This is a genomic window from Fluviispira sanaruensis (assembly GCF_004295685.1).
GTDB lineage: Bacteria > Bdellovibrionota_B > Oligoflexia > Silvanigrellales > Silvanigrellaceae > Silvanigrella > Silvanigrella sanaruensis.
Genome location: NZ_AP019368.1, coordinates 1,710,526 through 1,734,388, shown reverse-complemented (window position 1 = coordinate 1,734,388; position 23,863 = coordinate 1,710,526). Strand labels below are relative to the sequence as shown.

Annotated in this window: 16 protein-coding genes; 9 read left to right on the top strand and 7 right to left on the bottom strand. The window is 32.3% G+C overall.

Annotation, left to right across the window (positions count from 1 at the left end):
* The first annotated feature begins 2 nt into the window (after window positions 1–2).
* Window positions 3–1,256 (top strand): Y-family DNA polymerase, encoded by a 1,254-nt coding sequence (locus EZS29_RS07280; RefSeq protein WP_130608135.1) that lies wholly within the window; start codon window positions 3–5, stop codon window positions 1,254–1,256.
* Between the two features lie 54 nt (window positions 1,257–1,310).
* Here EZS29_RS07280 and EZS29_RS07275 read toward each other — a convergent pair whose 3' ends face one another.
* Window positions 1,311–2,669 (bottom strand): hypothetical protein, encoded by a 1,359-nt coding sequence (locus EZS29_RS07275; protein WP_130608132.1) that lies wholly within the window; start codon window positions 2,667–2,669, stop codon window positions 1,311–1,313.
* 218 nt (window positions 2,670–2,887) lie between these two features.
* Between EZS29_RS07275 and EZS29_RS07270 the strand changes: the two genes are divergently transcribed.
* The gene (locus tag EZS29_RS07270) at window positions 2,888–4,078 is read left to right on the top strand and encodes an N-acetylmuramoyl-L-alanine amidase (protein WP_130608129.1); all 1,191 of its coding nucleotides are present in this window, start codon (window positions 2,888–2,890) and stop codon (window positions 4,076–4,078) included.
* A 16-nt stretch (window positions 4,079–4,094) separates the two neighbouring features.
* Here the strand turns inward: EZS29_RS07270 and EZS29_RS07265 are convergent, their stop codons facing one another.
* Window positions 4,095–5,429 carry a HAMP domain-containing methyl-accepting chemotaxis protein gene (locus tag EZS29_RS07265; protein WP_172603831.1) on the bottom strand — a complete coding sequence of 445 codons (1,335 nt, stop codon included), beginning with the start codon at window positions 5,427–5,429 and terminating at the stop codon, window positions 4,095–4,097.
* Here EZS29_RS07265 and EZS29_RS07260 point away from each other — a divergent pair.
* Both EZS29_RS07260 and EZS29_RS07255 read left to right on the top strand, forming a co-directional pair.
* The gene (locus EZS29_RS07260) at window positions 5,380–6,060 is read left to right on the top strand and encodes a hypothetical protein (RefSeq protein ID WP_130608123.1); all 681 of its coding nucleotides are present in this window, start codon (window positions 5,380–5,382) and stop codon (window positions 6,058–6,060) included. The genes EZS29_RS07265 and EZS29_RS07260 overlap by 50 nt on opposite strands.
* Before the next feature lie 171 nt (window positions 6,061–6,231).
* The gene (locus EZS29_RS07255) at window positions 6,232–7,311 is read left to right on the top strand and encodes a glycosyltransferase family 9 protein (protein WP_130608120.1); all 1,080 of its coding nucleotides are present in this window, start codon (window positions 6,232–6,234) and stop codon (window positions 7,309–7,311) included.
* Window position 7,312: 1 nt separating this feature from the next.
* On the opposite strand, the gene EZS29_RS07250 is transcribed toward EZS29_RS07255, so the two are convergent.
* From EZS29_RS07250 to EZS29_RS07240, 3 genes are all read right to left on the bottom strand, one after another.
* The gene (locus tag EZS29_RS07250) at window positions 7,313–7,792 is read right to left on the bottom strand and encodes a GyrI-like domain-containing protein (protein ID WP_172603830.1); all 480 of its coding nucleotides are present in this window, start codon (window positions 7,790–7,792) and stop codon (window positions 7,313–7,315) included.
* 736 nt (window positions 7,793–8,528) lie between these two features.
* The gene (locus EZS29_RS07245; RefSeq protein ID WP_130608114.1) at window positions 8,529–9,464 is read right to left on the bottom strand and encodes a LysO family transporter; all 936 of its coding nucleotides are present in this window, start codon (window positions 9,462–9,464) and stop codon (window positions 8,529–8,531) included.
* Window positions 9,465–9,785: 321 nt separating this feature from the next.
* A complete protein-coding gene (locus tag EZS29_RS07240; protein ID WP_130608112.1) occupies window positions 9,786–10,976 on the bottom strand; it encodes a leucine-rich repeat domain-containing protein in 1,191 nt (396 codons plus the stop codon).
* A 348-nt stretch (window positions 10,977–11,324) separates the two neighbouring features.
* On the opposite strand from EZS29_RS07240, the gene EZS29_RS07235 reads away from it, so the two are divergent.
* From EZS29_RS07235 to EZS29_RS07220, 4 genes are read left to right on the top strand one after another with little or no spacing between them, the layout of a single operon-like run.
* Window positions 11,325–12,509, top strand: a complete 1,185-nt coding sequence (locus EZS29_RS07235) for an efflux RND transporter periplasmic adaptor subunit (RefSeq protein WP_130608110.1) — start codon at window positions 11,325–11,327, stop codon at window positions 12,507–12,509.
* Window positions 12,509–15,637, top strand: a complete 3,129-nt coding sequence (locus EZS29_RS07230) for a multidrug efflux RND transporter permease subunit (RefSeq protein ID WP_130612821.1) — start codon at window positions 12,509–12,511, stop codon at window positions 15,635–15,637. Before EZS29_RS07235 ends, EZS29_RS07230 begins: the two co-directional genes overlap by 1 nt.
* A complete protein-coding gene (locus EZS29_RS07225; RefSeq protein WP_130608107.1) occupies window positions 15,634–18,735 on the top strand; it encodes an efflux RND transporter permease subunit in 3,102 nt (1,033 codons plus the stop codon). The genes EZS29_RS07230 and EZS29_RS07225 overlap by 4 nt, the downstream gene beginning before the upstream one ends.
* On the top strand, window positions 18,710–20,182 hold the full coding sequence (locus tag EZS29_RS07220) for an efflux transporter outer membrane subunit (protein ID WP_130608104.1): 1,473 nt from the start codon (window positions 18,710–18,712) through the stop codon (window positions 20,180–20,182). The genes EZS29_RS07225 and EZS29_RS07220 overlap by 26 nt, the downstream gene beginning before the upstream one ends.
* A gap of 3 nt (window positions 20,183–20,185) precedes the next feature.
* Here the strand turns inward: EZS29_RS07220 and EZS29_RS07215 are convergent, their stop codons facing one another.
* Entirely contained in the window at window positions 20,186–21,118 is a 933-nt protein-coding gene (locus EZS29_RS07215; RefSeq protein ID WP_172603829.1) for an alpha/beta hydrolase, read from the bottom strand.
* 93 nt (window positions 21,119–21,211) lie between these two features.
* Here EZS29_RS07215 and EZS29_RS07210 point away from each other — a divergent pair, with 93 nt between their 5' ends.
* On the top strand, window positions 21,212–22,879 hold the full coding sequence (locus tag EZS29_RS07210) for a malonate decarboxylase subunit alpha (protein WP_130608098.1): 1,668 nt from the start codon (window positions 21,212–21,214) through the stop codon (window positions 22,877–22,879).
* Here the strand turns inward: EZS29_RS07210 and EZS29_RS07205 are convergent.
* Window positions 22,851–23,633: an ABC transporter ATP-binding protein gene (locus EZS29_RS07205; RefSeq protein WP_130608095.1), complete on the bottom strand. Its 783-nt coding sequence runs from the start codon at window positions 23,631–23,633 to the stop codon at window positions 22,851–22,853. The two genes, EZS29_RS07210 and EZS29_RS07205, sit on opposite strands and share 29 nt — an antisense overlap.
* Between the last annotated feature and the right edge of the window lie 230 nt (window positions 23,634–23,863).

The window sequence follows — 23,863 nt, the reverse complement described above, 5'->3', positions numbered from 1 at the left end:
AAATGATTTCATTGATCGATGGCAATAACTTTTACGTATCCTGCGAAAGAGTTTTTAATCCTAAATTACGCAATAAACCTGTGGTTGTGCTCTCAAATAATGATGGCTGTGTTGTTTCAAGAAGTGATGAAGCAAAGAAACTCGGAATAAAAATGGGCCAACCTTTTTTTGAAATAAAACCATTTATAAAGAAACATGACATAAAATATTTTTCATCTAATTATAGCTTATATGGAGATATGTCTGCTCGAATTATTAAAACTTTAGAACAATTTTCGCCAGAAATAGAAATGTATTCCATTGATGAGGCTTTTATTGATCTCTCACATGTCAGTCAAGAAAAGTTGCATGAATTTGGTTGGAAAATTAAAAACACAGTTTATCAGCACACAGGAATTCCTTGTGGTATAGGTATTTCTTTTACAAAATCTCTCGCAAAAGTTGCAAACAAAATTGCAAAAAAATCGGCAAAGGCCAAGGGAGTTCTTGCTCTTTATGAGCAAAGTCATATTACAGAAGCATTAAAACGAACAGAGATTGGCGATCTCTGGGGAATTGGTAGAAAATATGCAAAAAAACTGAAAGAAAATGGAGTGAATTCTGCACTCGAATATAGAAATTTAGAGATAGACTGGTTAAGAAAAAACTTAACAATCAATGGAGTGCATCTGGCGCAAGAATTACATGGTATTTCTTGTCTTGATCTCGAACTTTTTCATGAACCTAAAAAAAGTATTACGGTCTCTCGCAGTTTTGGCCGTGCCCAAAGTGATTTCAACGATATTTTTTCTGCTCTTGCAAACCATACCGCTGTTGCTTGCCGGAAACTGCGACAAGAAGGACTTGAGGCTCAATATTTTTGTATTTATCTCGCAACAAGCTATCATAAAGAAAATTTTTTTAGCGATTCAATCAATATTCGCCTTCCTTATTATACGAGTTTTACGCCAGAATATTTAAAATACGGATTGATTGCGCTTAAAAAAATATTTAAGGAAAATAAGATGTATAAAAAATGTGGTATTCTCCTTTTTGATTTAAAAAGTAAAAGCACACTGCCTTCTCATTTATTTGATTTTCGTAACCTTGAACAAGAGAATGCTCTTATTTCAACTATCGATCAAATAAATAATAGGAATGGAGCTTCTTCCATTAACTTTGCCGATCTTTTTATCAACAAAAATTGGACTCCACAAAGAGCTCATGTCTCAAAAAAATACACGACCAATTTAAATGAACTTATCTTAGCACGATAGGAAAAATAAATTATAATTTTCTTATTATAATGAAGCTAAAAATAAAAAATATATTTAATTTGGCATTGAAACAATTGCTAAGCTTGAGCCAAATAAATCATCATTAGATAAAGCAATACCGTCTACTTCCAATAAATTTTTATTTCTACCCCCAATTAACTCTATACAATTACTTCCGTCAAGTTGACATCTAAAGACAGCTCCAGTCTTTAATCCAGTTTCACTTTTTCTCCCAATAGATCCTATAAAAAGATACTCTTTTGAAAGAGCAAGACTTGCTGCAAAATAATCTCTGAAAAAAAGCCCGAGATTTTCAACACTTTTTGTGTTTGCACCGCCAATAATTTCTTTACAATTATTGCCATTTAAATCGCATTTAAAGACAGCGCCAATATCGTAAAGATAAGGGGTATGTGGGGGCAAGCCATTTCGTCCCATCGAACCGATATAAAGACTTGAAGCATTTCCTACTAAACTACTGCCAAAACAATCATTCTCATTTAGTTTTAAATTCGGTCCTTTCAACTGACTGCATTTTTCCCCTTCTAAATTACATTTGAAAACAGCTCCACTCATACCTTTCTTATTCTTTGCCCCAATAAAAAGTGAAGAGTTTGTAGCGTAAATGCTTGAGCCAAGGGCATCATATTTTGCTAAACTTGCTGATATTTTACTTGCTTTGTTTTTTCCGGCAATTGCTTCGACACAGTTTTTGCCATCTAATCCGCACTTGAAGACGGCACCAATTTCATCTTTATCTGCACTATTTCTGCCAGCTGCACCAATTAAAAGTTTGTCCTTCAGGGCAAATAAACTGGAACCAAAATAATCGCTTGTAAATAAACTTATTTTCTTAAGAGCTGAGTTTGTAGGCTTTGGAAATGGAATTTCCCCACCAATAAACTCAACACAATTTGAACCGTCTAAATTACATTGGAATACAGTGCCAATATCTTCTTTAAAATTGGGATCTGAAATACTTGCGGCATCTGACACTTTTTTATTATCTCTGCCTAAAGAACCAATTAACAGTTTGCCATTGCTGATAAGAAGACTCGAACCAAAACGATTTCTTGGGTATAAAACAATCGAATGCTCCGTAAAATCATCAGGCGCTTTAAATTTTATATTCCCCCCTAAGAACTCGATGCAATTTTTTCCGTCTATATTGCATTTAAAGACAGCACCTTTACCTGCCCGCCCTTGAGCGCCAATCAGCAAATAATCTTGGGAAGTTTTAATATTTGCATTTTTGCTATTTGTTACTTTTACAAGAGATTGCACACTATTTTCATTGTCTGAACTTGTTTTACAACTGCTCATAGAAAATAAAAACAACAATGCTGTTGATTGAAGGCGAAATTTCCTAGAGAGAGAAAATTTTACGATAGAATGAAAATTACGCTTTTTCATAACTGACCTCACGTGAAAATTTTTAACCCAAACCCTGTTACATTAGATTTAACTGCTTTATGCTGATTATACACAAAATTGAAGCGTCAATAAAATACGTCAATAAGATTTATTTGTAACAATTGAATAAGAGAATATACAATGTATTTAAGATATACTCTTATAAATGAAATAAATGTTCAAAATTCAAGTGCTTAAACTCTAGGAGCATTTATTGTATGCTAAAGAAATTTGTAATTTATTTATTGCTTTTAAATCTTTTCATAAGCTGTAAAAGTTTAAATAATCCGCTCAATGTCATAATTATTGACAGAGCAAAACCAGAAGAAGAAAAAGAAAAAATTACATTAGAAGAGTCTTATAAATACGACGTTGATGAAGATTTTCTAACTGACAAAAAATACCCTTTTCGCTTTAAAAAAGATGCTGTGAGCTCAATAGTGTTTCATTACACAGCGCAGAAGTTTAAAAAATCCCTCCGCTCATTGACCAGTGGAGGGAATAGTTCCCACTGGCTCGTGCCAGAAAAGGGGGAAACTATCTATAAAATTGTCAATGAAGATAGAAGAGCTCGCCATGCAGGTGAGAGCCTCTGGAAATATAGGAAAAATGTTAATGTCATTTCAGTAGGCGTTGAAATTGTAAACTTAGGATTTAGATGCAGAGCCCTAAGAAAATACTGTCCTAAAAACTCACTCGAATGGCTAGAGTATCCAGAAGAGCAACAAAAACTAATTGTCGCTCTCGCAAAAGATATTCAAAAACGCTATAATATCGACCCAATGTGTGTCGTTGGCCATTCTGATATCGCTCCAGAGAGAAAATTAGATCCTGGACCTCTTTTTCCATGGAAACGCTTAGCTGACAACGGTGTCGGTGCCTGGGTCACAGAGGAAGAAATTCGTAAAGAAATTGGAAATATTAAAAATAGTATAAAGGGCAATATATCAAGACTTATTGTGCAAATCCGATTTCATGAATTTGGTTATGACATCAAAAAAATGGGATCTTCAAATAAGTCATTGCAAAATAAGATATTAAAGTACCAATACAGTTTGCGAAAATCACCCATAGGTGAATTAAGTGAGCTCAATCAGGTTAATGATTTTGGCAACAAAAAGCCAGATAACAATATTTTTGATGACAATAAAACAAATTTTGCCATCCAAGCATTTTTAATGCATTATCGGCCCAAACTCTATTTAGCAAATGAGAATAGTGACCAGTTTACAGACCACTATGACAAGCATAAACTTGATCATATTCCAGATCGTGAATCCGATAATGCTGTAGATAATAAAGCAAAATATAATGTAGAAAATATAGAACTACTAGCGACCTTACAAGCACTTCTTGTTAAATATCCCAATAAAACAAGGGTAAGCTGTGAATTCGATCTGCCGAAATAATTTATTAAATTCTTTTCTATGAATTTTTTCCACGAATAAGAAATTCAATTTTATTTGAAGTCTTTGCCAGCTTTTCACTCTGTTCTGAGACATTTTGTGATGACTCAGAAGTGAGCAATGAAGTTTCTTGACTTTTTTGTGTTACGTTATCAATTTGCGACATTGCAGTTGATATTTGTTTGACACCTACTTCCTGTTCTTTTGTTGCATCAGATATTTGTTCCAGAACAGATGATAAAGATTGAATATTATCCGAAATAAAATGAAAAGTTTCCTGAGCTAATCCTGTAATTTTCTTTCCAGAATCGATACGCTCCTTCGTAATTCCTAATATTTTATTAACTTGTTCTTGGCTGGTCGTAATGAGTTCTTGAATCTCCAAAGCAGACTTACCACTGACCTTTGCCAAATTACCGACTTCTTCAGCAACAACAGCAAATCCTTTGCCATATTCACCGGCACGTGCAGATTCTATCGAAGCATTTAAAGATAAAAGTTCAGTTTTAGTGACTATTTCGTTAATCATGGCTGTTTTTGCATGAATTTGCTTAATAATATCTGATATATTTTGCAATTGTGTGTTTGACTCTTGTATGCTTTCCATGGAAAGAACAAGATCATTCATAATCTTCTCACCTTCTTTTGCTTTTTGAGAAGAGCTTTTTGCAATATTACTAGATTCTTTTGAATTTTCAGTTGTTCTATTGACCATGCTAGTAATTTCATTGATAGCCGCGCTCGTTTCATGCACAGAAGCTGCTTGCTCGGTTACTGAATGAGAAAGATTATGAGCACTCTCTTTGAGAATGCCCCCTATAGTTTTCATCTTATTGCTCTGTTCTTTTAATTCATCAATAGATTTTTCAATTGATAATGTTGTCTTTCTAACAATTTGTATGATAATAATTAAAATAAGCAATGACAGAATTAAAATTGAACAAACGGTTATAGATGTATATGATGTTAAAATTTTCCCTTTTTGAGTGGATTCAATTGCCCCTTTATTATTGACCTCAGTTATTTGATTTAAAGCACTTTCAATTACTAATTGGAAAGGTCGTCCTTTAGCATTAAAGACTTTAAAAGCTTCAGAATTAAGTCCTTTATTAGAAAGATCAACACTTTGATTCAGAATAATTAAAAATTCATTCCAAGCAGAATTTAGTTTTTCATAAGCATCTTTTTCATCTGGCACAGAAATCAATTCTTTATATAATTCTTTTTCTTTGACAAATTTCTCAGTTTGCTTTTTTAAAATTTTTTCTCCTTCTTCCTTGTCTTTTTTCTTATCATCCAAAAAAATGCGGAGAGGTCTTCTACTAAAATTACTCGATATCACAGATTTTTTCATAAATAATTTACTTGCAGATAAAGGAAAAGTCATTGGTATTTACAATGGACGCGCAACGGGCTTAAATACAGGAATTGTTCGCGATATACGCGATTTTTTAAGCAAAGATCCGTCTGTCGTAAATGTACAAGGAGCCTATACTGCAGCTTGGAATCACTATTTAAATAACGAATTAAAATACACTTCACAATCTAATTTCCAAAGTATGAATAGCATTGTTGGAGAAAACTGGAACTATAGCCACATTGATCCAACTGGGCGGCAGAGAGGAGGCAGCACACAAGATACAGGTGGACTTTACACAGCAGGGGATTTAGCAGCAACAATGAGTTTAAACCCAGATTTAATTGTATTTCAAGCGAGTGGCTATTATGATTCAATAACTCCATTTTATCAAACAGATCTTGATATAAAAGCAATGGAAATGGATCCTGCACTGCAAAAAAATATCACGACTGAAAGATATCCATCGGGTCATATGATTTATTTAGATGGTAAATCGCGCTCAGCAATGAAGAGTGATTTAGCTAAATTTTATAGTAAAGCAGCAAATAATACGAAAGCAATAGAGCGTATTTTGAATTTGCAGAATAAAACTTTGAAGAGTTTTTCTACAAATGAAGTTAATTAAAAATTCAATGTGAAAAACAATTCTCTTGTCGAAAGCAAAATTTGCATGTATCTTCTCCCCTCTTATAATTAATTCCTTTGCAAGGAAATAATTATGCTTGCTCTTTAAATTAATTTTAACGAGAAAGAATAATAGAAATAGGGTAAGTATGGAGTCAATGGAGAAAAAATTATGAAAGTTGGAATATTGCACACAGCTTTTATAGGTGATATAGCATTGAGTAGTCTTTTGATTGAGGCTCTATTTCAAGAAAAGCATGAAATATATTTAATCACACGTAAAGCAAGTATTTTATTATATAAAAGTGACCATAGAATTAAAGGATTTATTTCTGCCGACAAAGCAAAAGGGATAAAGAAAATAAATTCAGTGATTACAATTGCAAATCAAATAAAAGAATTGAACTTAGAAGTTTTACTTGTCCCACATAAATCGACAACATCGGCGTTGTGTGCATATCTTAGCAATGTGCCAAAACGAATTTCTTACGAAGACAGTGCTTTGAAATTTTTATACACAGAAAATCTTCCTTTTCATAAAGAAAAACATGAGTGTCTCAGATGTCTAGATATTGCTCCCCGTTGGCTCGTAAGTGAATCTATCTATCAAAAAGCTGTTAAAATAGCTCGACCAATTTTAATACCTGCTCAAGAAATGCCAACTTTTAATTTAAAGAATCCGAATTTTTTTCAAAATGCCAATTCTTTTTTTATAGTCAGTCCAGGTTCTGTATGGGCAACAAAAAAGTATCCTGCCCAGCAATTTGCGAAGGCTATTTTTTCTATATTAAGTAAAAATAAAAATATAAGATGTATTTTAACAGGAACTCAACAGGATAAAATGGATATAAATACTATTTTATCTTTCTTTGCTCCCTTTTCTGAAATATCTGCGCGCATAATAGACACATCCGCATATTTGCCATTAGATGAATTTGTTTCTTTAACATCTAAAGCACAATTCATAATTGCGAATGACTCAAGCCCAATTCATATTGCTTCAGGTTCAAATATACCTGTCATTTCCATCTTTGGTCCTACGACTTGGAAATTTGGCTTTTACCCAACTTCAGATAAAAATGTTGTTCTAAATTACAAAGATGAAAATGGCGAAACTCTTGCCTGCCACCCATGTACACCGCATGGCTCAAGCATATGTCCACAAAAACATTTTCGCTGTATGTTGGATTTATCACCCGACCTTTTAGTAGAATCGGTTGAGAAATTACTTCCAGAGTTATTTAATTCTTAAATTATTTTTTGAGGCTTAAATAAATATTAACTAAGCTTTGCTGGCCATTCTTTTTGTCGTTTGTATAGACTTCAAAGTCAGTGTGAAACAAACGTTCTCCACCTAATTGTTTTGCATTCATTCGCCAAATTTTTTGCCAAGTGCTGTAAGCAACATTTTCCGAGATCTTATTAATTGGCGAGATAACCGAATATGTTCCAACTTCGATTTGTTTAACAACGTAACTATCACCATTTAAATATTTATCTGGGTTAGCAATTTCATAGCCAATAAAGTAGTCGTATTGACCATTTTCATCGCTTTCGTAATTTGAGTAAATAGCATATATATCACTAGAAATTTTTTTATCTATCTTAAAGAAATTGAAAAATTGATTCCATAGTGCAGGAATTTTACCTTCACCCTTTATTTCTAAAGAGTTTTGAGTGCGGGTTTCAATTCCAACTAAAAATTTTGGGGTTTTCATTTCAATTACATTCATAAAAGACTTCCAAAGCATAAAGGATAAGTTCATAAAAAAAATAGGATCCATAACAAAAAATTAATATTTATAAGAATTCTTGTCAAGAGTTCTTCAATACGATTGTCAGAAAAATATAATTTTTATTTATATCAGGCTTGATTTGGAGAAATAAGCGATAAAATTTTTCCTAAAATTTAACATTTATCATTACTAGAAACAATACTTTTACTCAGTATAGGTATTGTTTTTATTACGGGAATTACATCGCTAATTTGAGTGCAAGAGACAAAAGGAAATAATTATCTTGAAGATAAAACTTAACATTTAGAAAATATAATGAAAAAAATTTTAAATAAATATAATTTATTGACTGTAAATAATATCGATGGCGACGAGGAGAAATTATCTATTTATAGTCCTTTATTTTTATCATGCTTTTAGTTATGATCCAGTCTATTGAAAATATTTATCAAAAATTTATGCAAAGAAATAATCGCATTTCATAGAAAAGTAAAAAGAAAAATTGCGGAGATAAAGCTATATATTGAAGATATTCTTGAAAGCTCTAAATCAGCAAAGCAAAGCTGGGAAAATAACGTACCTATGAATGAATTGGTTTCTGTTAACAATAGCAATATTGCAATCACAAAAAAAATCTGCAGAGAATGCCGCGGAATTACTCAAATAAAGTTATGATATAGAAGAAATGTCAAACGATCTATTAAGCATTATATCAGGAAAATAAAAACTTAACTTATAAGTAATAGAAAAAAGGAATAAGAAAAGGGACTAGCACAGTTAATACTGCTCCTGAAATAAGGGCAAGAGGAATAAACTCATTTCCGCAATGTTTTTCAATCATTGGCAAAGCAACATCCATTGCTGTAGCACCTGAAACTGAGATGGCTTCATGATTTCTTCCTATTTTAGAAAATAAGGGAAGAAGTATTAAAGCAAAAATTTCTCGAAATAAGTCGCATAAGAATACTGTGGAAGCTAAAATAGGTTCATCCATTTTAGTGAGTAAAACACCAGAAAGAGTATACCAACCAAAGCCAGATGAAAGAGCAAGAGAATTCTTTAATGATATATCCAGAAATAAAGAGGAAAAAGCACCACCACTTAAGGAACCTATAACTGTGACAAGCGCAATGATTAAACTCGATTTTTGTAAAAATATTTTTTTGAAACAAACTTTAGAAAAAGCAAGTTTTACACCAATAAAAAAAATCATAAAGCACAATAAAATTGTAACAAAAAATTCATGTTCAAATGGAGGAATAATTTTTAAATATCCCAATGCAAAACCGAAAATTACAAAAAAGCATAAAACGATAGGATCTTTTACAAATTCAAAAAAATAGATATTAGACTTTCTTAACTCAACATTTACTAATTTTTTTTGACATTTTATATTAACAGACTTTTTATAAATTGCGATAAACAATATAACAAAAAAAGATGTGCTAAACGCCAATATAAATGCATTAAAACCTAAAGTAAATACTTCATGCAAGATATTAGGGACAGTTGATATACTCAATCCCATAAAAAATAACAAAGAAAAAAGACAAATATTTGTAAAGATAGATAATAATTTAGATGAAATTTTTGAGCAAAATCTATGAAAATTAATTCCAACGACAAACGAAAGAAATAATGGAATTAAACTCTCTAAAGCAAGAATCATATATATGCCTATCTATATCTACTAATAATTTTTAACAGATTAAAGATCATTCAAAGGAAAATTTTATTTTATTGGTACATTTTCTTACTGGAATGGATAATCTTAAATCTGAATTCTGGAGCAACCAGAATCATAAATCCTTCTCTTACAACTAACCCCGCTCAAGGTCAATATGGATTAAGCTCTATTTATTGCATTAATTAATTGCTTTTACAAGTTCTTTTTGCAATATAAAAAACATTATAATAATTAGGCGCTTGGGCAAGAAATTGCTTACTTTAGAGATTTTCTTATCCTTTCATAGGCTTAATTAAGCAGCACTCAATCATCTGTCAAATAGGTTACAAAGGGATTATTTTTGATATTGTAATCTTCTTTGGAAATTATGTTAAATAAAGTTTCATTATGAAGATTCATGATTTTATTATTAGAAATATCTAATATTTTTAAGCTATACAAGTCATTAAATATATTTTTAGGGAGAGATTTCAGTCGATTGTTATCTAATGCTATGTATGTCAACCGACTCATATCTACAAATACATTCTTAGGAATTTTTCTGATCTTATTTGATGAAATTCCAAAGCTGATAAGTTTTTTTAAACTCATAATGTCAGAAGGAAATTTTTTTAACTGATTGTTTGATAATTCAAGGAGCTCTAAATTTTCTAGTTTTTGAAATAAACCATGCGGCAATTTTTTTATTTTATTATCATTTAATGTTAAGAAATCAAGATTATTAAGTTGATCAAATATTCCTAAAGGAAGTTTCTTAATCTTATTAAAATGTAACCAAAGCCAGTTTAGATTTTTAAAATTATCAAATATTCCTAATGGTATTTTTTTTATATTATTCTCACTTAAATTTATAATTTTTAAATTATAAAATCCCGTTATTGGAGAAATATCATCAATATTTTTTTCAGCTAAATTTAGAGCTCTAAATTCTGAAACATTCTTACTACCTAATTCAGAAGCTATAAATAAAGCCGTTCTGTGTGCTTGTGTGTTATTATTAGATACATTAAGCCAACTTTTTAATGTATAGTTTATTAATATATTAAAGCTAGAAATATAGATATTATTATAATCATTTAAAATAAATTTACAATTAGTTGCGGAGGTCAATGCAATGTCAAATGGTTTAAAATCAATTTTATTTTTTGATGGGATAATCTCAATTTTATTACAGACTTCACTTTGTCCTGATTCAGGTATAATTTTAATATTATAAATAATATTATCATCAAAAAAATTATATTTTATAGGAATTGAAAACGTTTGAAGTTGATCGCTATCGCCCGTGATACCCCCATCTGAGGGATCTCCATTTATATTACGGGCAACTTTAAATTGTAAACTGTTATCTGAGTTTTCAATTAAATAAACTATAGATTCATAATCTCCTAAGATGACTGAATGTGAATTATATTCATCTGCATTGGATGTCAATCCATTTAATGAAATAAATGCAGCGAAACATAAAATACCAACAGGAATTATATTTTTCATATTTATTTTTCCTTTAAATGAGTTAATTTAAAAAATTAAATTGGATGAATTAGGATATTAATAATGAGTAATTTATTTTTCCTCATTATTAAAATAAATATTTTTGTCAAGATTTAATTAATTTTGAAAATAATAATATAACATATTTTCACCACAATTAATTAAGACTTACTAAAATTTTTAACAATTTTAAACTGCAAATATTGCCTTATAATTATTACATCAGTATAAAACCAACTCAATAAAATTTGCCTTAAGTCGCTTTACTTATAAAAATTAATCGATAAAATATATATAAACCATAAAATTTATGCTTTTATTGATAAAGTTCTTAAAGGTTTTAACAATATGAGTATGCAAAATGTTTCTAATTATATTAAAAATAAATGGCGCTTCTATGCAATTCTGCTAGGAGCTTTACTTTTTTTTATCTCTACACTTGTATTTCTGATTAAATTTAATTCTAACGATAAAATTAACGAAAAAAAAATGCATGCTGGGCACACAATAAAATCTAGGGTTTTGAAAAAAAATAATACTCCATCAGTTGTGGTTACTGAAGCAAAAATCAAAGATGTTCCTGTTTATTTCTCTGCATTAGGAACAGTTACTCCAATGGAATCCGTTACAGTTAAAACACAAATTAGTGGGAATTTATTAAAAATATTTTTTCATGAAGGGCAAATTGTAAATGTTGGAGATCTTATAGCCGAGATAGATTCAAAGCCATATCAAGCGCAATACATACAATTTGAAGGTCAATTAATCAGGGATAAATCATTTCTAACAAATGCTCGTCTTGACTTAAAACGTTATAAAACATTGTTTTCATCAGGCGGAGTATCACGCCAAACACTCGACACACAAATTTGGCTTGTAAAACAATATGAAGGCATTGTTTTATCGGATCAGGGACAATTAGAGGCTGTAAAAGTAAACATAAATTACTGTAAAATAAAAGCTCCAATTGCTGGTCTTGTAGGGCTCCGTCAAGTAAATGAAGGAAATTTTGTACAAGTAACAGATACGAACGGCATAGTTGCAATAAATAAGTTGCAACCAATTTCTGTTTTATTTTCACTGCCAGAATATTATTTACCAAAAATTATAGATAAATTAAGAGAAAAATCAAAACTTATTGTCTATGCTTATGATCGTGAACAAGCAAATTTGCTGGCAACTGGAGATCTATTATCAACAGATAATCAAATTGATTCAACAACAGGAACAATAAAATTAAGAGCAGAGTTTAAAAATGATAGTCATACTTTATTTCCTAATCAATTTGTAAATATAAAATTATTAGCGGATACGATTCTCAGTGCTACTGTCATTCCAACAGCAGCTGTTCAGCATGGAACAAAAGGTGATTATGTTTTCATATTAAATAATAATAGGGTTAAATTTCAAAAAATAACTATAGGACAAATTAATGAAAATGAAGTTGTTGTAAAAGAGGGAATCAAACCTGGAGAAAAAGTAGTCATAGAGGGCATAGATAAACTCACGGATGGAGCAGAGGTCTCTACATGATGGGTATATCGGAACCTTTTATAAAAAGACCAATTGCAACCACATTTTTTATGATTACAATATTTCTTATAGGCACGTTGACTTATCAACTATTACCTGTCTCTGCTTTACCTGAAGTCGAATATCCAACGATACAAGTTATCACCTTTTACCCCGGTGGAAATCCACAGGTAATCGCATCGTCCATTACTGCACCGCTTGAAAAGCAATTCGGCCAAATGCCTGGCTTGAAACAAATGACTTCTTCAAGTTCTGGTGGTTCATCAATTATTACCTTGCAATTTGATTTGAATATGAGCCTAGATGTTGCTGAACAGCAAGTACAAGCATCAATTAATACGGGGTCAAATTTTCTTCCTAAAGACCTTCCTTCACCCCCGGTATATAATAAAGTCAATCCTGCTGATGCCCCTATTATGACTTTAGCAATTGTCTCAGATGTTTTATCGCTTCCTCAATTAGAAGACATTGCAGACACACGTATTGCGCCAAAAATTTCACAAATAACAGGCGTAGGTTTAGTTAATATCAGTGGTGGACAAAAGCCTGCCATCCGTATTCAAGTCAATCCAAATATAGTTTCATCCTATGGCTTAAATATAGAAGATATTAGAACAGCAATAAGCAATGCGAATGTTAATATTGCGAAAGGAAATTTTGATGGGCCAAGACTTTCATATACAATCAATTCAAATGATCAATTATTAACTAAAGAATCATATCAAACTCTTATTATTGCCTATAAAAATGGTGCACCAATTCGTTTAAAAGATCTTGCACAAGTTATCGATGGTGCAGAAAATACAAAATTGGCTGCTTGGATGAATAAAGATCCAGCAATCATTTTAAATATTCAAAAACAGACGGGATCAAATGTTATTGAAGTAGTAAATAATATAAAAAAGATTTTACCCATTTTAAAGGCAAATATTCCAAACCAAGTGGAAATTAAAATTTTAAGCGACAGGACAAATACAATTCGCAACTCAGTAAAAGATGCGCAATTTGAACTTGTTTTATCAGTCATTCTTGTCGTACTTGTCATTTTTATTTTTTTAAACAATTTACCTGCTACCTTTATTCCAAGCATAGCTGTTCCTTTATCACTCATAGGTACTTTTGCTGTGATGTATGTACTAGGCTTTAGTATTAATAACTTAACACTAATGGCATTGACTATTGCCACCGGATTTGTAGTTGACGATGCTATTGTCATGATTGAAAATATTGCAAGATATATCGATGCAGGTGAAGCTCCATTACAAGCAGCCATTAAAGGTGCATCGCAAATTGGTTTTACTATTATTTCTCTTACAATATCATTAATTGCAGTTCTCATTCCATTGCTTTTCATGGGTGATATTATTGGCAGATTATTTAGAGAATTTGCAATTACCCTATCTGTTGCAATATTAATCTCTGCAGTTATATCTTTAACTTTAACCCCAATGCTTTGTAAACAATTGCTGAGACATGTACCTTCGACAGAAAAAAATAAATTTGAAATATATATTCAAGATTTTTTAGATAAAATTATCATGCATTATTCTATTTCACTCAAATGGGTTTTAAACCACCAAAGATTAACTTTAATTATAGCTTTATTTACTATTTTAATAACTGCTTTACTTCTTAATTTTATCCCAAAAGGATTTTTCCCAATTCAAGATACAGGCGTAATTCAAGGGGTAACGGAAGCAAGTCAATCAATTTCATTTGAAGAAATGTCAAGAAAACAACAAGAAGTTGCTACTATTATTCTAGATGATCCAGCCGTTGAGAATATTTCTTCTTTTATTGGCGTTGATGGTGTAAATACCACTTTAAACAGCGGTCGTATACAAATCATCTTAAAATCAATTGATGAACGTAGGATAAATTCTACTGATGTGATTCACCGTTTACAAGAAAAATTGCAAAAGATATCGGGTATAACTTTATATATGCAATCTATGCAAGATATATCGATAGATGATCGTGTTAGCCGAACACAATATCAATATAGCTTAGGTTCAACAAGTGCAAAAGAAGTTGAAAAGTGGAATGATTTATTTATAGAGCAATTAAAAAATTTAAAAGAAATAAAAGATGTTGCAGATGATTTGCAAAGTACAGGACTAAATGCAAATATTGAAATAGATAGAAATATTGCTTCACGTTTTGGCATCACTACTCAATTAATCGATCAAACTTTATATGATGCTTTTGGCCAAAGACAAATATCAACCATGTTTACAGATATCAATCAATATCATGTCATTTTAGAAGCAAAGCAAAGCGAAAATCTAACTCCAGAAAGAGTTCTTGAAAATATTTTTATTCAAAGCTCACAAGGTATTCCTATCCCATTTGGATCTTTTTCTAAAATATCTCTTAGCAATGGGCCTTTGACAATCAATCGGCAGGGGCAATTCCCTGTTTCAACAATTTCATTTAATTTATCTAAAGGATATTCATTGGGCGATGCTTTAAAAGCGATCAATAGAGTGAGAACCGAACTCAATTTACCTGATAGCTTACAAACAAGTTTTGAAGGATCCGCAAAAAGTTTTGAAAACTCATTAGAAAATGAAGGATATTTAGTTTTAGCAGCAATTATTGTTGTTTATATTATCTTAGGTATCCTATATGAAAGCTATATTCATCCAATTACGATTCTCTCCACTCTTCCTTCTGCAGGAATGGGGGCACTCTTAGCATTATATATGACACGATCTGAATTCGATATCATAACATTAATTGCAATTATATTATTAATAGGCATTGTTAAAAAGAATGCCATCATGATGATTGATTTTGCTTTAGAAATGGAAAGAAAAGGTAACAAAACTCCATATGAAGCGATTTATCAAGCGTGTTTATTAAGATTCAGACCCATACTAATGACAACTTTAGCTTCTTTATTTAGTGCTATACCATTGGCTTTTGGTACGGGAATGAGCTCGGAATTACGAAGACCTCTGGGTATCTCTATTATTGGTGGGCTTGCAGTTAGTCAATTTTTAACTCTTTATACAACTCCAGTAATTTATTTATTATTTGATAAAGTCATACGTTCATTCAAAAAAATAATTAATGAAAAAAAAGAGCGAAATAAAAAAACTATTCATGCGGAGGAACCGCAGTGAAAAGTATTTCTGCACCATTTATAGAACGTCCAATTGCCTCATCTTTGATAGCTTTACTTATTACATTAGCAGGTATTCTAGCATTTCGCCTTTTACCTGTTTCTCAGTTGCCACAAATAGAATTTCCAACAATTTTAGTGCAAGCGAGCCTCCCTGGAGCGAGTCCTGCAATTATGGCAAGCTCTGTTGCCACTCCACTTGAAAGGCAATTAGGTCAAATATCAGGCATAACTGAAATGACATCGAGCAGCACATTGGGCAATGCTCGCGTTATTCTCCAATTTGATTTGTCAAGAAATATCGATGGTGCTGCGCGCGATGTGCAAGCAGCTATTGATGCGGCTATTGCAAAACTACCCACAGATTTACCTGGAAATCCTACTTATCGAAAAGTCAATCCTGCTGATGCTCCCATCATGATTATTTCATTGACTTCAAACATATATTCCAGAGGCGAAATGTATGATGCAGCTTCTACAATTTTGCAACAAAAAATTTCTCAAACGGCTGGAATTGGACAAGTGGTTGTGGGCGGAGGTTCTCTCCCAGCCGTCAGAGTGGAATTAAATCCTACAGCACTTAATAATTATGGAATTAGTTTAGACTCTGTCAGAACAACAATACAAAATGCAAATTCAAATATCCCAAAAGGACAAATAGTTTCAGGTAGCAAAAGCTATGAAATAGTAACCAATGATCAGATTTTTAAAGCTTATCAGTATAAGCCGCTTATGATTTCTTATAAAAATGGTGCCGCTGTTACTTTAGACCAGTTAGGCGACGTGGTCGATTCCGTTGAAGACCTTCGCAATCATGGATTAACAGATGGTAAACCTTCTATTGTTTTAATATTATTTAAACAGCCTGGCGCAAATGTCATTGAAACAGTAGATTTGGTAAAAACAATGTTACCGCAATTAAATGCTTCTATTCCTTCTGGCATGGATTTAACTGTTACTCTAGATAGAACAACCACGATTCGCTCTTCACTGCGAGAAGTGGAAAAAACACTCGTAATTGCTATTGCCCTCGTTGTCTTTATTGTTTTTTTATTTTTAAAGAATATATACGCCACTTTCATTCCGAGTATTGCAGTGCCACTTTCGTTACTTGGTACCTTTGCAATTATGTATCTTTTGAATTTTAGTTTAGATAACCTCTCTCTGATGGCATTAACAATTTCAACTGGATTTGTAGTTGATGATGCTATTGTCATGCTTGAAAATATTTCACGCCATATGGAAGCAGGTATGTCACCTAAAAATGCTTCTCTACTCGGAGCAAAAGAAGTTGGATTTACAGTACTCTCGATGAGTATTTCATTGATTGCCGTATTTATTCCGATATTACTGATGGGCGGAATTATTGGCCGATTGTTTTTTGAATTTGCCATGACCTTATCCATTTCAATAATTGTTTCCCTAATTGTTTCTTTAATTATTACTCCATCTATGTGCTCTCAGTTATTAAAGCCAAAAATAAAATTAGAAAATAATGCACATAAAAAATCATTTTTAGATAATTTAAATAATTTATATGCTACAAGTTTGCATTGGTCTTTAAATCATAAAAGAAAAATATTAATAATAACAATTGGAACGATTATTCTAAATATAATCTTATTTATTATTATACCAAAAGGTTTTTTCCCCCAACAAGACACAGGAAGAATCGTTGGTTCTATTCAAGCAGATCAAAATATTTCATTTCAAAATATGAAGATAAAATTTGAAAAATTAGTAGAGATCATTAAACAGGATCCTGCAGTTAATCACGTCGTTGGTTATGTTGGAGGAGGCTCAAAAAATTCTGGCTTTGTTTTTATTAGTTTGAAATCACTTGAAGAAAGAAAAATATCAGCCGATTTGATCATTTCCCGCATGCGAAAAGCAACTTCAAAATTAACAGGCGTACGTATATACATGCAAGCCGCTCAAGATCTAGTTATTGGCGGTCGTCAAGGGAATGCTCAATTTCAGTATACCTTATCAGCTGATACCTTGAATGAATTAAGCAGCTGGGTTGACAAAATCATGCAGCGCTTGAATGTATTACCTGGAATCGCAGATATTAATACGGATCAGTTGGTCCACGGTTTAGAAACGTTTATAAATGTAAATCATGATCTCGCTTTGCAATATGGTATCACAGCTTCTACTATAGATAATACTCTTTATGATGCCTTTGGGCAGAGGCAAGTCTCGCTTATGTATAAAGAGATGAATCAGTACCATATAATTATGGAAGTTAACCCAAAATTTTGGCAGCACCCAGATACTTTAAATAACATTTATATACAAACGAATAGTGGCAAAGTTCCTCTTTCAAGCATTGCGCAATTCTCAAATAGATCATCACTATTATCCGTAAATCATCAAGACCAATTTCCAGCTGCAACCCTTTCCTTTAATTTAGTTCCTGGGGTTGCATTAGGAGATTCTGTCAGTTTAGTGGAAAAAACTGTGAAAGAAATGAATCTTCCACCAAATATTAGGGCATCTTTTCAAGGAGCTGCAAAGGCTTTTAAAGCATCGTTATCTTCAGAACCCTATCTTATTTTAGCTGCTATTATTACGATTTATATTATATTAGGAATTCTTTATGAAAGTTTTATCCATCCAATTACCATACTATCCACACTTCCTTCTGCAGGAGTTGGTGCATTTTTAGCTTTAATCCTAACAGGCACCGAGTTTTCTCTTATTTCACTCATCGGAATTATTTTATTAATCGGCATTGTTAAGAAAAATGCTATTATGATGATCGACTTTGCCTTACAGCTCAAGAGAAATGGAGATAAAAACTCACAAAATGCAATTTATAAAGCTGCAATAATTCGCTTTCGTCCCATAATGATGACAACTTTTGCCGCAATATTAGGGGCAGTTCCTTTAGCATTTGGTAGCGGAGTAGGTTCTGAAATACTAAAACCATTAGGAATTTCAATTATTGGTGGGCTTATAGTCAGTCAAATTTTAACTCTATATACAACTCCAGTGATTTATTTATATTTTGAACAACTTTCAGATTGGTTGCGTCTGAAAAAGCTAAGAATAAAAGGTAACAGAAACAATGAAACAGAAATTTATAAAATATAAATTCTTTGAGCATATTTTCATGATTTATATTTTATCCATTGTTTTTTTAACAGCATGCACTGTGGGACCTGATTATAAAAGACCCAATTTTACTTTAACAGATCAATTTAAGGAAACAGAAAATAAAAATTGGAAAATAGCTGAACCAAAAGATGAAAAAGATAAAGGCAATTGGTGGGAAATCTTTGCAGATCCTGAGCTCAATGAATTTGAAGATCAGCTCATTATAAATAATCAAACGATTGCATCTTCACTTGCTCAGTATGAGCAAGCTCTTGCGCTTATCAGTCAAGCAGAAGCAGGTTTCTTGCCCAGTCTAACGGGAGCAGGATCCGCTACACGGCAAAGAACGCAAGCAACTTCGAGCTTTCCCCCATCTTATTCAACAAACTTCAGTACATCTCTCAGTGCTTCTTGGATACCCGATCTGTGGGGAAACGTTAAGAGAACTGTCGAAGCCGATAAAGCCAACGCAGAAGCGAGCCTAGCGCAACTTGCAAACGTTAAATTGACAGCGCAGGCTTCACTTGCACAATATTATTTCCAATTGCGCACTGCAGATATCAATCAAAAATTATTAGATGAGACTGTAGAAAGTTATAAAAAAACATTAGAAATTACAGTAAGACAAAGAATTGCTGGTACAGCCACTTTAGCTGATTATTTACAAGCAGAGTCACAAGTGTCTCAAGCAGAAGCTCTGGCCTTAGATAATATTATCACTCGACAACAATATGAACATGCAATCGCAATCTTATTAGGAAAAAATCCAGCTGAGTTTTCTATTGTAGCAAAGCAAATTAAAATGCAACCACCAGAAATTCCATTGATGATTCCATCCGAACTCTTAGAAAGACGTCCTGATATTGCCCAAGCAGAGCGTCTTGTTGCTCAAGCAAATGCACAAATAGGAGTTGCCATTTCTGGCTTTTTCCCGACTTTAAATTTAAATTCAAGCGCTGGTTATGCAAATTCAAATGGCACAATTGCGAATCTTTTTTCATTTCCTGCTCTTTTTTGGTCACTTGGCACAAGTTTAAGTCAATCCATTTTTGATGGTGGCTTACAAGAAGCTAAAGTAACTGCAGCAAATGCAAATTATAAATCTATCGTTGCTCAATATAGACAAACAATATTGGTTGCTCTGCAAAATGTGGAAGATAATTTAGTGGCCTCTACATACTTAAAAAGAGAAGAGCAGGCACAAAAAAATGCTGCGTTATTAGCTCAGCAATCGGAAAGCTTAACCGTACAAAGTTTTGAAGTTGGTACTCAAACATATAATAATGTACTTACTGCGCAAATAAATACTTTTACAGCGCTCAAAAATGCAAATACAGTGCTCGGCAGAAGAATGACGACTGCAGTCAGTCTTATTGCTGCTTTAGGTGGTGGTTGGAAAAATGAGCAAATTATAAATTCGCAAGAAGAAAAAAACAAAAAATAAAAATTATTTATTATTATTTATAAAATCTGGCAATAACCTAATATAAGGTAAGGTCTGTGAGGTTTTATTTAAATATTTTTCACACTTTTTATTCGGTTTTTTTAAGTGTGAACACAAATATTTTAATAATTTTCTTCTAAATTGATCATCTTTATTTACAAATGCAGAAACATGCCCTTCCCATTCCACATCCCAAAATTCTTTCGGCTCTTGGGCCGCTTCAAAAAGTTCTTTACCAGATTCATACGGAACAACGTTGTCATTTTTGCCATGAATAAACACTAAAGGAACATTAACATTTTTTATATAATCTATTGGACTTAAATCATCGGAGACTAAAAATCCAAGAGGCCACTGCAATGGCCAAGTCAACCAAATACTTGCAAGTTTTTGTCTCGCTATACCACGATAGGATGCAAAAGTGCTGTCTAAAATAATGGCTTGAACATTATTTGTTTTGATATCGGCAAAAGCAGGGATAACGACAGCACCTCCTAAACTTTGTGCAATAATAAAGTTATCTTTTGTGCGCGAGTTTTCATAAGCCCATTGTAAAAAACTAACACTGTCCTTATAAATTCCTGAGCGCGATGCCTCTCCTGTTGACTTGCCATATCCTCGATAATCGAATTCTATCACATCAAAACCATTTTCTGCCAACCATGCGCAATACATAAAATGCGTTGTAATATTTTGTGCATTGCCATGAAAATGTAATATTGTGGCAATAGGTGCTTGTTCTTTTGCGTTTATTTTCCAACCATGTAGTTCTTCATTATCAATTGTTCTTATAGTAATATCACTAAAAACTAAATTCAATCGGTCTGGAGTGACTTGAATAACAGAATCGGGATAATAAAAAAGATTATTGCATGCAGTTAAGAAAGTTGCAAATATTAAAAATTGTATAAATGTTTTTGCTTTAATAGTTTTCATTTCAAATTCCTCAAGAAAAATATTGTAATACTCTCTCATATAATATTATTTATAAACAGCAATTATTTAAACAACCTTTTTATGGAGATCATTATGAACCAATCTCTGCTAAAACAAAACAAGATATCGAGAGTGAACAGAGCAAGTGCATTTATGGATGGAAAGTGGATTATTGAAAATAATTTAATCGATTGTCTTGAATGTTTTATTGAACCTCATGATAAAATCTGCATAGAAGGAAATAATCAAAAGCAGGCATTGCTTCTCTCAGAAGCACTCGCAAAAGTCAATATTGAAAAAATTAATAACTTACATGTATTACAATCTACTGTGCTCTTTCCGGCACATATGCTTATTTTTGAAAATGGAATCGCAAATAAAATTGATTTTTCTTATGCATCAGTTTATGGCACACGTTTTGCCGAGCTTGTCCAAGAAGGAAAACTGACTATAAACGGAATGCACACCTTTTTGGAACTTTATTCACGTTATTTTATAGATTTAACTCCAAGAGTCTGCCTTATTTCTGCAGAAAAAGCTGATGTAGAAGGGAATCTGTATACGGGAGCCAACACGGAAGAAACTCCAACTATCATTGAAGCTACTGCTTTTAAAGATGGAATTGTCATAGTCGAAGCTAAAGAAATTGTGAAAAAACTTCCAAGGATTGATATCCCTTCAGATTGGGTTGATGCACTTGTTTTGAATCGAAATCCTTCACCAATTAAAGCTTTATTTACTCGGGATCCTGCTAAAATTTCTAATACTAAAATATTGATGGCAATGATGGTGATAAAGGGTATTTATGGCAAATATGGGGTAAATCGCTTGAATCATGGAGTGGGTTACAGTACTTGTGCTATAGAACTTCTCTTGCCCACATATGCAGAAAGCCTTGGGCTCAAAGGAAAAATATGTGAATATATGGTGGTGAATCCTCTGCCAACACTTATACCAGCAATCGAAGCTGGATTTGTCAAACACATTGTATCACCTGGTGGTGAAGTTGGAATGAATGAATATGTGAAATCACGACCAGATGTTTTTTTTACTGGAAGAGATGGATCTCTCCGCTCAAATCGTTGCTATGCACAAATGGCAGGACTTTATGCCATAGATTTATTTGCTGGTGCAACACTCCAAGTGGATATTTATGGTAACAGCACAACAATAACTTCAGAAAGAATGCCTGGCTTTGGCGGTGCGCCTAATTTTGGCAGCAATGCAAATGCGCGTAGACACTGTTCTGAAAGTTGGCTTTTAGCAGGACGTGAAAATAAAAATCATTTCAATCAAATTCCAAAAGGTAAAAAATTAGTTTTACAAATTGTTGAAACCTTTCAGCCATTCGGTATTCCATCTTTTGTCGAAACATTAGACGCATTTGATATTCAAAAAAAGATGAACTTACCCTTAGCTCCAATTATGATCTATGGAGAAGACGTTACACATATCGTGACTGAAGAAGGCATTGCCAATTTGTTACTTTGTCAGACGGCTTATGAACGTGAACAAGCTATTCGCTGCGTTGCAGGTTTGACTCCAGTTGGTTTAAAAAGAGACAAAATGATAATCGATGAACTCAGAGAAAAAAGAATTGTTACTTATCCAGAAGATCTTGATATTTTAAGAGAAAGCGCCACAGAGGATCTTTTGGCGGCAAAATCAATCCATGATTTAGTGAAAATGTCTAATGGTTTGTATGATCCACCTGCTAAGTTTTTAAAAAAAGTTAATGAATCAACTCGTTACAAACAATAAATGGTTTTTTATTTTCATCATAAAGAACTTTAAATTTAACTTTAAAAGCACTTTCAAGTACTTTATTTTCAAGAATACTTTCTATAGATTCATGAGCATATATTTTGCCATTTTTTACGACAACAATATAATCTGAATAATGCAGTGCGTGATTAATATCATGCAAAACCATTATAATTGTCTTCGCACTCTTTTTGTTCAGTTTTTTCAGTAGATTTAAAATTTCTATTTGATGTCTAATATCTAAATATGTTGTTACTTCATCTAGGAATAAACAATCACTATTCTGTGCAAGAGCCATAGCAATCCATGCTCGTTGTCTTTGTCCTCCAGAAAGATCACTGATAGAAGCTTGTGCCATTTGCATTAAATTTGTCGCAGAAAGAGCCCAATCTATAATTTTTTTATCTTCATATTTTGTATTTTTAAAAATGGCTTGATGGGAATAGCGCCCATAAGCAACCAGTTGCTCTACCGTAATGTCCTTAGGGGTCTCAGGAGATTGGGGCAAAAAGGCAAGAATCTTTGCTAATTCTTTTTTTTTAAAATCTTGCATGAGGCGATTATTAATATGAATCGTACCACTTTCAGGTTTTAAGGAGCCAGCAATTGTTTTGAGTAAGGTCGATTTCCCAGAACCATTTGGACCCACTATCGAAGTCACTTTATTTTGAAAAAACTCGAGATCTATTTGCTGCAAAATTTTTACTTTTTCATAAGCCGCTGTTAAACCTTGCACTGAAATACAAGCCATTTATGAAATTCCTAATTTGAGGTTGAAAATCAAAAAAAATTAATGATAATGAAATTTATTATCAATAGCTTTAAAATACTAAATTTTTCATTAAAAGCAAGTTCGAGAAATCTAAAATGACACTTTTATAGTTACTAAAAAAGTTCTACAGCATGCTATAAAAATTCCCAATTTAATTTCTAATTAGACTACACAAACCATTGCGTCAAATTACTGTAGATTTTGCTTTT

What these genes read in the sequence shown, in the direction of transcription:
- EZS29_RS07230 (WP_130612821.1), top strand. Translation starts at nt 12,509, where the DNA reads ATGGGTATATCGGAACCTTTTATAAAAAGACCAATTGCAACCACATTT.
- EZS29_RS07250 (WP_172603830.1), bottom strand. Translation starts at nt 7,792, where the DNA reads ATGAATGTAATTGAAATGAAAACCCCAAAATTTTTAGTTGGAATTGAA.
- EZS29_RS07235 (WP_130608110.1), top strand. Translation starts at nt 11,325, where the DNA reads ATGAGTATGCAAAATGTTTCTAATTATATTAAAAATAAATGGCGCTTC.
- EZS29_RS07255 (WP_130608120.1), top strand. Translation starts at nt 6,232, where the DNA reads ATGAAAGTTGGAATATTGCACACAGCTTTTATAGGTGATATAGCATTG.
- EZS29_RS07240 (WP_130608112.1), bottom strand. Translation starts at nt 10,976, where the DNA reads ATGAAAAATATAATTCCTGTTGGTATTTTATGTTTCGCTGCATTTATT.
- EZS29_RS07220 (WP_130608104.1), top strand. Translation starts at nt 18,710, where the DNA reads ATGAAACAGAAATTTATAAAATATAAATTCTTTGAGCATATTTTCATG.
- EZS29_RS07265 (WP_172603831.1), bottom strand. Translation starts at nt 5,429, where the DNA reads ATGAAAAAATCTGTGATATCGAGTAATTTTAGTAGAAGACCTCTCCGC.
- EZS29_RS07210 (WP_130608098.1), top strand. Translation starts at nt 21,212, where the DNA reads ATGAACCAATCTCTGCTAAAACAAAACAAGATATCGAGAGTGAACAGA.
- EZS29_RS07260 (WP_130608123.1), top strand. Translation starts at nt 5,380, where the DNA reads ATGCGGAGAGGTCTTCTACTAAAATTACTCGATATCACAGATTTTTTC.
- EZS29_RS07205 (WP_130608095.1), bottom strand. Translation starts at nt 23,633, where the DNA reads ATGGCTTGTATTTCAGTGCAAGGTTTAACAGCGGCTTATGAAAAAGTA.
- EZS29_RS07215 (WP_172603829.1), bottom strand. Translation starts at nt 21,118, where the DNA reads ATGAAAACTATTAAAGCAAAAACATTTATACAATTTTTAATATTTGCA.
- EZS29_RS07275 (WP_130608132.1), bottom strand. Translation starts at nt 2,669, where the DNA reads ATGAAAAAGCGTAATTTTCATTCTATCGTAAAATTTTCTCTCTCTAGG.
- EZS29_RS07245 (WP_130608114.1), bottom strand. Translation starts at nt 9,464, where the DNA reads ATGATTCTTGCTTTAGAGAGTTTAATTCCATTATTTCTTTCGTTTGTC.
- EZS29_RS07280 (WP_130608135.1), top strand. Translation starts at nt 3, where the DNA reads ATGATTTCATTGATCGATGGCAATAACTTTTACGTATCCTGCGAAAGA.
- EZS29_RS07270 (WP_130608129.1), top strand. Translation starts at nt 2,888, where the DNA reads ATGCTAAAGAAATTTGTAATTTATTTATTGCTTTTAAATCTTTTCATA.